Here is a 12184-nt window from a genome sequence, read left to right as displayed (position 1 = left end):
GTTTTGCGGTCTAAATTACGTTAGGCGGCATTCGTTGAGCGTCGAGCAACATTCTTCGATTGATGCAATAGGCATCGACCGGGCATCAGGCAAGGTCCATCTCACGGTATCGGATCATTTGCCTTGGGACGGCGAGCACCTCGTAGTGCTACAGGCGAAACTAAACACCTACTTGGCGTTCCTCGAATCTGGAGAGGTTTACGTGAGTTACCCGAATGCCAAGGGACGCGACTTTGTCATCGACGTGCTGGTTCGCTATAGGCCCGACGCGGCAGCGCTGGAATTTCTCGTCAAGGCGCAGTGCGCAGTGGAAGGTGCTGGCTTTGCGTTTCGCTTCCGCCCACTGGACGGCTACGCTGAGGATGCCGCCTAACATGCCGTTCGAGTACCGATGCCCTTCGAGCCCGGCTCGACTTCAACCTTAAGGCTCAGGCATGGAAGAGCTCTTCGCGCTAATAGTTGCTCCGGCGGTTCTCGTTGGCGTGGTCGGTGCAGTGGCGCTCGCGGTGCTATTTCATTTACTTGCGCCTGCCGGTACGGACACGGTTTCAGCGGGCGCCTGGCTCGTCGGCATCGGCGCGGTCGGGGGCCTGCTGTGGGAGTGGCGCTTTCGCGCGGACAAGAAGAAATGAGCCACCGTTTTTTCTGGCTTAGCCTTAACAGGTCGGCCCAGTGGCGCTTGGATACTGGTTTCAGCCCGAGTGGCTGTCCGTATTGCGCGGTGAGTTCACTGAGGATTTCTACGCCTCGTTAAGAATGCTTTTTTTTCCTGGTGCTCTGCGGCGGCAGTACATACCATCATTGATGGCAAGTTCTTCACGCCAGTTGGAATGTGAGTTTTGGGCTGGGATGCGCAGTCGGCGGTCTCTACGGGTGTCCAACTGTTTTACAGGATTGCCTCCGGCATGACCACCGCAAAGTTCAGTGAAATCCTGGATGGCTATGAGTTCTGCGCCCTCGCCGATCTGATGGACACGCAGGCGTTCGTCAGCCTGGAGCGCGGGACCGTGCATATCGTTTCCGGCGACTTGGAGTTGGACCAAGAGCTGCCGGAGGATATTGAAACCGGCCCCTACCTGGCACTGCCGGGAAAGCGCGAGCTGGACCTGGGCTGGGACCTGGCGATGGAGTTTTCGGAAAAGTACCTTCAAAACGATGCGGAAACCGTCCGGGGTTTCTTTCGCCGGCGCGGCGCGTACGCACGCTTCAAGGAGTTTCTGGAATGCAGAGGTCAGCTGGCCGCGTGGTTTGAATTTGAGCGGTCTGCCACCGAGTCTCGCCTTCGCCAGTGGTGTGCGGACCATGGCATTGATCTTGTGTAGTTCAGCCTGAGCCTGTCGAAGCATTGCGCGGCGCGTCGACAGGCTCAGCGTGAACGGTCTCAAAGGGATGAAGGAGGCCGAAGCATTGCCCGGCCCACTCCTTCAATCCCCCATCACCACCCCTTCACGCCGCGGGTCGGCCCCACCCATCCACAGTTTCTTGCCATGCGCGTTGCCCAGGGTGATGGCCTGCAGGCCGCTCGTCATGTTCATCTCGCGCACCTCGGCACCGCGGGCGCGCAGGGCTTCCACCGTGGCGGGCGGGAAGCGCTTTTCTTCCAGCAGCGTGGGGCCGTTCATCGAGCCGAAGTTGGGCAGGTTGATGGCCTGCTGGGGCATCAGGCCCCAGTTGAAGACGCCGTACAACGTCTTGGCGGTGTAGTGGATGATGGCTGCGCCGCCGGGGCTGCCGCCGCTCATCAGGAGTTCACCCGTGGCCTTGTCGAACACCAGCGTGGGCGCCATCGAGGAGCGGGGGCGCTTGCCGGGCTGCACGCGGTTGGCAATGGGCTGGCCTTGCGCGTCGTTGGGGGCAAAGCTGAAGTCGGTGAGTTCGTTGTTCAGCAAAAAGCCTTTGACCATCTGGCGGGCACCAAAGGCGTCTTCGATGGTGGTGGTCATGGCCACGGCGTTGCCAAAGGCATCGACGATGCTGATGTGGCTGGTGCCGTACTCGGGCTGGTCGGGCATGGGGGCGTAGCCGGTCTTCACGGCGGCCGGGTTGCCGGGCTGGGCGACTTTCATGCTTTGCGTGCCGATGAGTTTGGCGCGTTCGGCCAGGTAGGCGGGGGCGATCAGGCTGCTCCAGCTGCCGCCGGGGGCCTGCACAAAGTCGGGGTCGGCCACGTAGAGGGCGCGGTCGGCAAAGGCCAGGCGGGCGGCCTCGGTGTACAGGTGCAGCCAGTCGGCCGATGGAATGCCGTCTTGCAGGGGCTTGGCGGCGGCGTCGGTGTTTTTCAGGATGCCCAGGATCTGCCCGATGGCAATGGCGCCTGAGCTGGGCGGCGGGAAGCCGCACACGCGGAAGTCTTTGGCCTGCACCTGGTAGTCGTGGCACAGGGCTTCGCGCTTTTTGGGCTGGTAGCCCGCCAGGTCGGCCATGCTGAGCTTGCCGGGATTGGTGGGGTGTTTTTGCACCTTGTCGACGATGGCCTGGGCGATCTCGCCTTCGTGCAGGGCCTTGCTGCCTTCGGCGGCGATACGGCGCAGCACGGCGGCCAGCTCGGGGTTGCGCAGGTTGAAGCCCACGTCGCGTGCGTCGCCATCGGGCTTGTAGAAGTAGGCGGCGGCGACGGGGTCTTTCTTGAGGTGGGCGTCGGCCTTCACCAAAGTATTCAGCCGTGCGCTGACCTTGAAGCCGCCTTCGGCCAGGGTGATGGCGGGCTGGAACAGGCTGGCCCAGGGTAGCTTGCCGTGCTGCTTGTGCGCCATCTCCAGCATGCGCACGGTGCCGGGCACGCCCACCGATCGGCCGCCCACCACACCGTCGTAGAACGGCACGGGTTTCCCATCGGCGCCCAGGAACAGTTTTTCGTCGGCAGCGGCGGGGGCGGTCTCGCGGCCGTCATAGGCCTCTACGGTCTTGCCGGTGCTGTGCAGCAGGAAGGCGCCGCCGCCGATGCCGCTGGACTGGGGCTCTACGAGCGTCAGCACCATCTGCACGGCGATGGCAGCGTCGATGGCTGAGCCACCGGCCTTGAGGACCTGGTAGCCCGCGTCGGTGGCCAGCGGGTTGGCGGCGGCCACGGCGAACTTCTCGGTGGCCCAGCCGGGTTTTTCGGTGTAGCCCGATGAACCCTCGGGTTGGGCGGGCACGGTGTAGGCGAACTGCGAGGGGGCGCTGGCGCAGCCCGCGAGCGCTGCCACGGCGGCCAGGGCGGCGGTGGCGAGCAGTTTGCGGCCCAGGCGGGGCGAACTGAGCGGGCTGGGCGAGAAGGCTTGGGGCATGGCGTTTCCTTGGGTGCGAGAAGTAGTGGGCATCGTACGGTGCCTTGGGGGTAGCGCAGAAGGGCGTTACATCAGGCTACAGGGCAGAAAATTTTAATGATTTTGGCCTCCAGCGCTTAACTGGTAAGCGCGAGCAGCTATAAATTTAGTAGCAATTGGCCCGAAGCGTGCACCCTGCGCCTCGGTGCGCCCCGGCTTCAGGCTGCCATCACACGGTTCTTGCCCGAGCGCTTGGCAAGGTACATGGCCTTGTCGGCGCGGATGATGGCGTCGGCGCTGCTTTCGTTGTCGTGCAACTGGGCCACGCCGGCGCTGAAGGTGATGAGCACTTTTTCAGTGCCTTGCAGGAAGAACCGTGTGGTGAGTTCGCGCTGAAGGCGTGTCATGGCGGTCACGCCGCTGGCGGCCAGGGTGTCGGGCAGCACCAGCACGAATTCTTCGCCGCCGTACCGTGCCAGCAAATCCTGCGGCCGCATCACTTCGCGCGTGACCTGCGCCAGGTGCACCAGGGCGGCGTCTCCGCCCGAGTGGCCCAGGCGGTCGTTGATGGTCTTGAAGTTGTCCACGTCGAGCAGGGCCAGGCACAGGGGCGAGCCCAGGCGGCGTGCACGCGCGATTTCGCGCTCCATGGCTTCATCGAGGCCCTTGCGGTTGAGCGAACCGGTCAGCGGGTCATGCCGCGCCTGGGCGCTGGCGCGGTCGAGTTCTTCCTGCAGCCGGGCGACTTCGGCGCGTTTGGCTTCTGTGCGCTCGCGCAGGTCCTGCAGTTCGTCGTGGGCTACACGGCTGTCCAGCGCCATCGCGCGGGTGGCCGACATGACCTCTTGCAGCACGGGCGCGATTTCTTCCAGCGTGTTGGCCTTGCCGATCAGGTCGGCACACCGCGCCATCGTGCCCTGGTAGCTGGAGCTGGACGCCGTGATGGCGGCAAGGCGGTCGATGAAGGTGGCCAGCATGTCCTTCATCTGCTCCTGCGCTTCCACAGTGCGCGCCTTGGCCTCGGTCTGCTTGAAGATCACGTCTTTCAGGCGCCGCTGCACGTCGTCCAGGCGGCGCAGCGTGAGGGGCGGGGTGGAGGCGGCCATCAACGCCTCGGCCTGGCCTTGCAGCCAGCGGTCTTCGGTGCTGAGCACGGCGATGTTCTCGAACACCATGTGCAGCAGCTCCAGCAGGCCGGCGCGTATGGAGGCCTGCTCCTCGGTGGCAAATGACAGCCGGTAGGTGAAGTTGCCCAGCATGAGCTGGACGGTAGAGATGGGCGGCGCAGGCTCCTTCAGAAACGCGATGAGCTTTTGCGCCATCTCGATCACGCGGGCGTCGTCTTCGCCCAGCGCGGGCAGGGTGTTGTCGATCAGGCGGGCCAGCATCTGCGCAAACTCGTCCGGCAGCACGCCAGGGCTGGTGCGGGGGTCGGGCGGGGTTTCTACGGGGGCCGCCGCGGCGGCAGCAGGGCTCAGCCCCAGGTTGGCATAGCCCACCAGCACGCTTTGAAGCGAAGTCCAGTCTTTCTGGCTGACGGCACGTTCAAACTGGCCCAGAAGGCGCTTCTGCGCGGGGGTCTGCCCCGGCAGCACGCGCAGGATCTGGCTGAGCGGGCCTTCCGGAAACGGCTGCACGCTGCGGCTTCCGGCGATTTCATCGTACAGCGCCAGATAGTTGTCGGGCGTGGGGGGCAGACGGCGGGCCGCCAGCTGTTTGAGCGTCTCGCGCGCGATGTCGGAAGGTGGTCGGTCGGCCATGTGCGGACACCAGTGTCAGGGGGAGGCAGGAGTTGCGAGTGTGACACAGCGGCCGGTTTGCCGAGGGGAGGTCCCGCCAAATCCACAGACTGGCAGGACGGGGATCAGTTCACCATGACGAGCTTGCCCATCACCCCCCGCGAACCCATGTGCGCGTAGGCGGCGGGCAGCTCGGCCATGGGCATGGTGCGGTCGATCACGGGCTTGATCTTGCCCTGCGCATACCACTGCGCCAGCTCGCCCATCATGGCGGCATTGGCCTTGGGCTCGCGCTTGGCAAAGTCGCCCCAGAACACGCCCACGATGGACGCACCCTTGAGCAGCGCCAGGTTGAAGGGCAGGGCCGGGATGGGGCCGGAAGCGAACCCCACCACCAGGTAGCGCCCGCGCCAGGCAATGGAGCGGAAGGCGGGCTCGGCAAAGTCGCCGCCCACAGGGTCATAGATCACGTCGGGGCCCTTGCCGTCGGTAAGCGCCTTGATGGCGTCGCGCAGGTTGTCCTTGCTGTAGTTGATGGTGGCGTCGGCGCCGATGGAGGTGCACAGCGCGCACTTTTCGTCGCTCGATGCTGCTGCAATCACGCGGGCCCCCATGGCCTTGGCAATCTGGATGGCCGCCGTGCCCACGCCCCCGGCGGCGCCCAGCACCAGTACGGTCTCGCCCGCCTTGAGCTGCGCGCGGTCTACGAGGGCATGGTGTGAGGTGGCGTAGATCATGATGAACGCGGCGGCATCAACATGCGAAAAGCCGTCAGGCAGCGGCATGCACAGGGCTGCCGGGGCGATGGTGTGGGTACCAAAGCCGCCGGTGCCCGACAGGCAGGCCACGTTCTGGCCGACCTTGAGGTGCGTGACGCCTTCGCCCACGGCCGCCACCACGCCGGCATATTCCGAGCCCGGAACGAATGGCAGGGGCGGCTTCATCTGGTACTTGTTCTGCACGATCAGCAGATCGGGGAAGTTCAGGCTGGCCGCCTTGATCTCGATCAGCACCTCGCCCGCCTTGGGCGTGGGCGTGGGCAATTCGGTCCAGGCCAGGGCGTCAACGCCGGTGGGGTTGGTGCAAAGCCAAGCGTGCATGGGAAAAGTCTCCTGTCAGTGTGGGTTGCATGATAGGCGGGGCTGCAGGCAGCGCCGTGTCCCAAGAGCGACGGATATGGGCTGCACACGGCACGTGGAGGCCCCACCTACAATCCGTTGCAAGCTCTACCGCAACCCATGAAAATTCTGATATCCAACGACGACGGCTACCAGGCCCCCGGCATCGTGGCGCTGCACGATGCCCTGAAATCCCTTGACGGGGTGGAGGTGGAAGTGGTCGCACCCGAGCACAACAACAGCGCCAAGTCCAATGCGCTGACCCTGCACTCGCCGCTGTATGTGCACAAGGCGCACAACGGCTTCCGTTATGTGAACGGAACGCCGGCCGACTGTGTGCACATCGCCCTGACGGGGCTGCTGGGCTACCGGCCCGATCTGGTGGTGTCGGGCATCAACAATGGCGCGAACATGGGCGACGACACCATCTATTCGGGCACGGTGGGCGCGGCCATGGAGGGCTTTCTGTTTGGCATTCCGGCCATTGCCTTCTCGCAGGTGGACAAAGGCTGGGGCGAGATCGAGGCCGCAGCGGCCAAGGCACGGGAGATCGTGGCGCAGATGCGCGCCCAAAACCTGGTGACCGATACACCCTGGCTGCTGAACGTGAACATTCCCAATATGCCGCTTGCGGCACTACAGCCCATCAAGCTGTGCCGCCTGGGGCGCCGCCATGCGGCCGAGCGTGTGATCGTGCAGGAAAGCCCCCGGGGTGAGGCGATGTACTGGATTGGTGGCGCCGGGGCGGCCAAAGACGATGCGGAAGGCACGGATTTCCATGCCACGGCGCAGGGCCATGTGTCCATCACGCCCCTGAAGGTGGACCTGACCGACCATGACAACCTGGGCTATTGGGCGCAAACGGCGTCCCGGCTTGTGGCTGGGGCGGCTGGCGCCCCCACAGCCTGATGCAGCGCCGCCCCGGGTTTCCGGCCCGCTTGCCGGGATCAGGTGCTGTGCCCGCCCGCACTGCACCGCCAGCACCCGCAGTGCGCAGCCCTGCTGCGCCAACCCCGGTGGGGGTGGGGCTGGATTCAGCCGCCGTGCGCGCCCGCATGGTGCAAAAACTCGCCGCCGGAGGCATCACGTCGCCAGCCGTGCTGCAAGCCATGGGCAGGGTGGAGCGACACCGTTTTGTAGACAGTGCCCTGGTCAACCAGGCTTATGAAGACACCAGTTTGCCCATTGGCCTGGGCCAGACCATTTCCAAACCCAATGTTGTTGCCCGCATGTGCGAGCTGCTGTTGGGAGCAGAGATTGCGCGTGCCGGGGGTTTGGGCCGGGTGCTGGAGATCGGTACCGGCTGCGGTTACCAGGCGGCGGTGCTCAGCTTTCTGGCGCGCGAGGTCTATACCGTGGAGCGCCTGCGCGGGCTGCACGACAAGGCGAGACAGAATCTGCGCCCGTTTCGGCTGGCCAATGTCCATTTGCTTTTGGGGGATGGCATGTTGGGATACGCCCAGGGCGCACCCTATGCTGCGATCATCGCCGCGGCGGGTGGAGACGCCGTGCCCCCGGCCTGGTGCGACCAGCTGGCCGTGGGCGGGCGTCTGGTAGCACCGATGGCCCTTGCGGGCGGGCAGCAGATGTTGCTGGTCATCGACAGAACACCGCACGGATTGAAACAAAACGTGCTCGAACCGGTCCATTTTGTACCCCTAAAATCGGGGATTGCGTAAAGGAAATTGCTTATGTTCGTATCGCGTGGTCTTGTGGTTGGGTTTGCCGTGGCACTGGCGGGGCTGGTGCTCACCGGCTGTGGTACCCGGCTGAACAAGGCTCCAGTGGAAGATCGGGGCACATCCTCGTCCTCTCCAGCCAACCCCGCTGCACAGCCGGGCGTGGTGGTCGGTGCCCCTGTCAAGCCCCTTCCGGGCGCTGAAAATGCAGGCAAAGCGGGGTACTACACGGTCAAGCCGGGAGATACCCTGATTCGCATCGGCTTGGAAACCGGTCAGAGCTGGAAAGACATTGCGCGCTGGAACAATCTGGACAACGCCAACCTCATCGAGGTCGGGCAGGTGCTGCGGGTTGCGCCGCCCGCACCGGCCTCGCAGGCCGTGGCCTCGGACACCGGGGTCGTGACGCGCCCTGTGACATCGTCCACAGTGACTCCAGCGGCTCCTGCAAGCACCCCTGTCACGCCCGCAAGTGCCACAAAGCCTGCGGCGTCGGCGGCCTCTGGCGCGGTGGTGGCCGTCGCCCCCACCACCCCGGCAACGCCGCCTGCGGCGGCCGAAGATGACATGGCCTTCATCTGGCCTGCCCCCGGTGCGCTGATTGCAGGATTTGATGAGGCGCGCAACAAGGGGTACGACATTGCGGGCAAGGCAGGAGACCCTGTTCTTGCGGCTGCGGATGGGCGTGTCGTGTACGCCGGAGCCGGCCTGCGAGGGTATGGCAACCTCGTGATCCTCAAGCACAACAATACGTTTTTGACGGCATACGCCCACAACCAGACCTTGCTGGTCAAAGAGGACCAAGCTGTGCGCAAGGGGCAGAAAATTGCCGAAATGGGCAGTACGGATGCCGACCGCGTCAAGCTGCACTTCGAGATCCGGCGGCACGGCAAGCCTGTCGACCCCTCTCGCTATTTGCCTGCCCGTTGATATCCCCTGAGGCTCAACCGCCAGAGAGTGCGGTACCTTCTGCCGACCTGCTGAACGACGAGTCCGAGGGGCTGCCGGACGATTCTGGCAGCGAGATCCGCTCTGCCCGTGTGGGTGCCGACCAGCATGCTGCGCGGCTTGACCGGGCCCTTGCCGGCCTGGTGCCGGAGTTTTCTCGCAGCTACCTGCAGCAATTGCTGTCGCAGGGGTTGGTCCGGCTGAACGGCACGTTGGCCACCAAGGCGGCGACGCGAGTGAAAGCCGGCGATGAGGTGGTGCTGGAAATGCGCCCCACGCTGCAGAGCCAGGCGTTCCGGCCCGAGCCCATGCCCATTGAGGTGGTGCATGAAGACGGGCATTTGCTGGTGGTGAACAAGCCCGCGGGTCTGGTGGTCCATCCGGCACCGGGGAACTGGAGCGGTACCTTGCTCAACGGGTTGCTTGCTCGCGATGACAAGGCACTGACCGTGCCGCGTGCAGGCATCGTGCACCGGCTGGACAAGGACACGAGTGGTCTGATGGTCGTGGCCCGCGATCGTGCCACCATGGACGCGCTGGTGGCATTGATCGCAGAGCGCAAGGTGCAGCGCCAGTACCTGGCCATGGCCCACGGCGCATGGTCAGGCTCCCAGACCCGAACGGTGGATGCTCCCATCGGGCGCGATCCGCGCAACCGCCTGCGGATGGCGGTGGTGGATTTGGCCCTCCATGCAGGCAAGCAGGCGCGCACCGACATTCGCTACCTGGCGGGTACGGACAATGGGTGCTGGGTGCAATGCACCCTGCACACGGGGCGCACTCATCAGATCCGGGTGCACATGGCCTCCCTGAAACACCCTCTGGTGGGTGACAGCCTCTATGGGGGCGCTCCGATCGGGGCGATGCAGCGGCAGGCGCTCCATGCCTACCGCCTGGCCTTCGACCATCCCGTCACGGGCCAGGCGATGGAATTTCATGCCCCCGTGCCAGAAGACATGCGGCAGGCCCTTGCCTTGTGGGGGCTGGGCTACAATGCGCCCTGACGGCCAGACTGGCCCCAGCCCGAAGACGGAATCCCGCCGGGCTCTTGCGTCGCGCCAGCGCCCTTGCACAGCGCGCCATTGATTGCCCCCTGCTGTTGATGTGCCACCCGTTGCAACGCGTGGCACTTTTCCAGGAAACGCTGAAACATGAACACGGTGGATGCCAAAAGGGTCCTCGAAACTGCGTTGATCTGCGCGCAGCAGCCCGTCCCCCTGCGCGAACTGCGGGTACTTTTTAACGACGCCCTGGGGTCGGACACGCTCAAGTTGCTTCTGCTGGATTTGCAGCTGGAGTGGACGCTGCGGGGTGTAGAGCTGGTGCAGGTGGCCACGGGGTGGCGGTTTCAGAGCCGTCCCGAGATGCGCGAATACCTTGACAGGTTGCACCCCGAAAAGCCCCCACGCTATTCGAGAGCCACGATGGAGACACTCGCAATCATTGCGTACCGCCAGCCAGTGACCCGCGGTGATATCGAGGATATCCGGGGGGTGACCGTCAATAGCCTGATCGTCAAACAGTTGGAAGACCGGGGCTGGGTGGAGGTCATTGGCCACCGGGAAACCGTGGGTCGCCCCGCATTGTTTGCGACCACGCGACAGTTCCTGGACGACATGGGGTTGCAGTCTCTGGACCAGTTGCCGGTGCTTGACGACCCGTCAGGCAATGCAAATATGCTGGAAGCGATGGCCGCTGCTGCGCAGGGTGTCATAGAACCTGAGACTGAACCACAGGCAGAGGCCGAAAAGGCGGCTGTGCAAGCAGATATTCAGCAGCCACAGTCTGTGGAAGCTGTTGTTGCAGATGGGCCGGTGCCTTATGTGGATGATTTTTTTCAAACTGCGGAGACGGATCTCCGTGATGACGATGCCGATACCCAGGGTGGTATCCAGGGAAATATTTGATGAATGATTCGACCCCCGACGTTCCGACCGATCTGCCGGCCCCTGACCTTTCAGCGGACGCCTCTTTGCCCAAAAAGGCCGCTGCCAAGCGCGCTCCGCGCAAGAAAAAAGGCGAGCCAACTGTGGCCGTGGTGATGCCTGATGCGGATGACGTAAATGGACAGGGGGCTGCGGGAGCGGCTGCTAGCGCTGGGGAAATGGCACCAGAGCTGAGTCAGCCGGACGTGGTTGAAAGTACTTCGGTTGAACGTGAGCCTGCTGCAAGCTCTGACGCTTCCCGCGCAGGCCACTCTGGCGCGCCCGGGAGCCGTGGAGACGCTGGGGCCAGGCCGTCGCGTCAGGATGGCGCTGCCCGCGAGAAGCGCAAGGCGGGTGCACCTGCAGTGCAGGGCTATGAGTTTGAAGATGTGGTATCAGGGCGTTTTGACGCGGATGACGCTTCGGCAGAAGCTGTGCCTGCCAAGCGTGTGTTGTTGCCCCAGGTAGAAACACCCAAGCTCCACAAGGTGCTGGCGCAGGCGGGTCTGGGCTCGCGCCTCGAGATGGAGCAACTCATTCTGGAAGGGCGCATCTCCGTCAACAACGAGCCAGCCCACATCGGCCAGCGCATCCAGTTCGGCGATCAGGTCAAGGTCAACGGCAAACCCATCCGCTACCGCATCGACCCGCCGCCAGCACGTGTGATTGCGTACCACAAGCCAGTGGGGGAGGTGGTGACCCATGACGATCCCCAGAACCGCCCCACCGTTTTTCGCAAACTGCCCCGGCTCATGCAGGGCAAGTGGCAGTCGGTCGGGCGACTGGATCTGAATACCGAAGGCCTGCTGCTGTTCACCAGCTCGGGAGAGCTGGCCAACAAGCTGATGCACCCGCGTTTCGGTCTTGAGCGCGAATACGCGGTGCGTGTGCTTGGCGCCCTGAGCAATGAGGAAAAGCAGAAGCTGCTCGATGGCGTGCGCCTGGACGATGGCATGGCGTCGTTTGGTTCCATTGAAGACGGTGGAGGCGAAGGTTCCAATTGCTGGTACCGGGTCACCATTTCCGAAGGGCGCAATCGCGAGGTGCGCCGCATGCTCGAATCCGTGGGTCATGCGGTCAGCCGCCTGATTCGCATTCGGTACGGCGCCATGGTGCTACCGCGGGGGCTCAAGCGCGGCGCATGGCTCGAACTCGATGAGAGCGACATCCGTGCCTTGGTGCGGGCTGCGGGTGCCGGGCGGCCAGAAGCTGCCGATGGTCGTTCGGAGGAAGGGCTGGGGGCCGATGGTGGGCGGAGCGGAAACAAGCGCAACCGGGGACGCAATGGCCCGCGTGCGGGCGAGGGTCCGCGTCGCGACATGTCGCAGGGTGGGCCAGGTGGCACCCGCGGGCAGAAGTCCCGCCGTGATGGGGGGCAAGGTTTCGACCGTGGCAACAACACAGGCAGTGGAGACCGCCCCCGTGGCGCAGCGCAGCCCGATCCTATGAAGACTTCTGTGGGCTATATCGGCATGGACAGTCTCTCGCGGCATCGTCAGGACAAACGACGTCCCGGTGGGGGGGGCC

General features: G+C 64.3%; 11 protein-coding genes and 1 pseudogene. 9 read left to right on the top strand and 3 right to left on the bottom strand.

Features of this window, described 5'->3' with window-relative positions:
- The first annotated feature begins 34 nt into the window (after positions 1-34).
- From KYG_RS15990 to KYG_RS15980, 3 genes are all read left to right on the top strand, one after another.
- A complete protein-coding gene (locus KYG_RS15990) occupies positions 35-373 on the top strand; it encodes a DUF6572 domain-containing protein (RefSeq protein WP_034694981.1) in 339 nt (112 codons plus the stop codon).
- A gap of 61 nt (positions 374-434) precedes the next feature.
- Positions 435-632, top strand: coding sequence for a hypothetical protein (locus KYG_RS15985; RefSeq protein WP_008905965.1), 198 nt, complete (start codon positions 435-437; stop codon positions 630-632).
- Between the two features lie 273 nt (positions 633-905).
- Positions 906-1322: a hypothetical protein gene (locus KYG_RS15980; RefSeq protein ID WP_008905964.1), complete on the top strand. Its 417-nt coding sequence runs from the start codon at positions 906-908 to the stop codon at positions 1320-1322.
- 102 nt (positions 1323-1424) lie between these two features.
- On the opposite strand, the gene KYG_RS15975 is transcribed toward KYG_RS15980, so the two are convergent.
- The 3 genes from KYG_RS15975 to KYG_RS15965 form a co-directional block, all read right to left on the bottom strand.
- Positions 1425-3269, bottom strand: a complete 1845-nt coding sequence (locus tag KYG_RS15975) for a gamma-glutamyltransferase family protein (RefSeq protein ID WP_008905963.1) — start codon at positions 3267-3269, stop codon at positions 1425-1427.
- A 197-nt stretch (positions 3270-3466) separates the two neighbouring features.
- Positions 3467-5008 carry a GGDEF domain-containing protein gene (locus KYG_RS15970; protein WP_008905962.1) on the bottom strand — a complete coding sequence of 514 codons (1542 nt, stop codon included), beginning with the start codon at positions 5006-5008 and terminating at the stop codon, positions 3467-3469.
- A gap of 104 nt (positions 5009-5112) precedes the next feature.
- A complete protein-coding gene (locus tag KYG_RS15965; protein ID WP_008905961.1) occupies positions 5113-6087 on the bottom strand; it encodes an NADPH:quinone oxidoreductase family protein in 975 nt (324 codons plus the stop codon).
- Positions 6088-6225: 138 nt separating this feature from the next.
- Here KYG_RS15965 and surE point away from each other — a divergent pair, with 138 nt between their 5' ends.
- The 6 genes and pseudogenes from surE to KYG_RS23930 all read left to right on the top strand — a co-directional run.
- The gene (surE, locus tag KYG_RS15960) at positions 6226-7014 is read left to right on the top strand and encodes a 5'/3'-nucleotidase SurE (RefSeq protein ID WP_008905960.1); all 789 of its coding nucleotides are present in this window, start codon (positions 6226-6228) and stop codon (positions 7012-7014) included.
- On the top strand, positions 7014-7784 hold the full coding sequence (locus KYG_RS15955) for a protein-L-isoaspartate(D-aspartate) O-methyltransferase (RefSeq protein WP_008905959.1): 771 nt from the start codon (positions 7014-7016) through the stop codon (positions 7782-7784). Before surE ends, KYG_RS15955 begins: the two co-directional genes overlap by 1 nt.
- Positions 7785-7796: 12 nt before the next feature.
- Entirely contained in the window at positions 7797-8714 is a 918-nt protein-coding gene (locus KYG_RS15950; protein ID WP_008905958.1) for a peptidoglycan DD-metalloendopeptidase family protein, read from the top strand.
- A 50-nt stretch (positions 8715-8764) separates the two neighbouring features.
- Positions 8765-9736: an RluA family pseudouridine synthase gene (locus tag KYG_RS15945; protein WP_050813880.1), complete on the top strand. Its 972-nt coding sequence runs from the start codon at positions 8765-8767 to the stop codon at positions 9734-9736.
- Positions 9737-9883: 147 nt separating this feature from the next.
- Positions 9884-10639: an SMC-Scp complex subunit ScpB gene (gene scpB / locus KYG_RS15940; protein ID WP_008905956.1), complete on the top strand. Its 756-nt coding sequence runs from the start codon at positions 9884-9886 to the stop codon at positions 10637-10639.
- Positions 10639-12183: pseudogene (locus KYG_RS23930) on the top strand (pseudouridine synthase); the annotation flags it as partial. The gene scpB and the pseudogene KYG_RS23930, both read left to right, overlap by 1 nt.
- Between the last annotated feature and the right edge of the window lies 1 nt (position 12184).

The sequence above is a fragment of the Acidovorax sp. NO-1 genome (genome assembly GCF_000238595.1).
Classification (GTDB): domain Bacteria; phylum Pseudomonadota; class Gammaproteobacteria; order Burkholderiales; family Burkholderiaceae_C; genus Acidovorax.
This window is presented reverse-complemented; position numbering and strand designations above follow the sequence as displayed.

Bases quoted from the DNA above. Each gene is read 5' to 3' on its own strand.
- KYG_RS15950 (WP_008905958.1), top strand. From the start codon at position 7,797: ATGTTCGTATCGCGTGGTCTTGTGGTTGGGTTTGCCGTGGCACTGGCG.
- KYG_RS15975 (WP_008905963.1), bottom strand. From the start codon at position 3,269: ATGCCCCAAGCCTTCTCGCCCAGCCCGCTCAGTTCGCCCCGCCTGGGC.
- KYG_RS15970 (WP_008905962.1), bottom strand. From the start codon at position 5,008: ATGGCCGACCGACCACCTTCCGACATCGCGCGCGAGACGCTCAAACAG.
- surE (WP_008905960.1), top strand. From the start codon at position 6,226: ATGAAAATTCTGATATCCAACGACGACGGCTACCAGGCCCCCGGCATC.
- KYG_RS15965 (WP_008905961.1), bottom strand. From the start codon at position 6,087: ATGCACGCTTGGCTTTGCACCAACCCCACCGGCGTTGACGCCCTGGCC.
- KYG_RS15980 (WP_008905964.1), top strand. From the start codon at position 906: ATGACCACCGCAAAGTTCAGTGAAATCCTGGATGGCTATGAGTTCTGC.
- KYG_RS15985 (WP_008905965.1), top strand. From the start codon at position 435: ATGGAAGAGCTCTTCGCGCTAATAGTTGCTCCGGCGGTTCTCGTTGGC.
- KYG_RS15955 (WP_008905959.1), top strand. From the start codon at position 7,014: ATGCAGCGCCGCCCCGGGTTTCCGGCCCGCTTGCCGGGATCAGGTGCT.
- scpB (WP_008905956.1), top strand. From the start codon at position 9,884: ATGAACACGGTGGATGCCAAAAGGGTCCTCGAAACTGCGTTGATCTGC.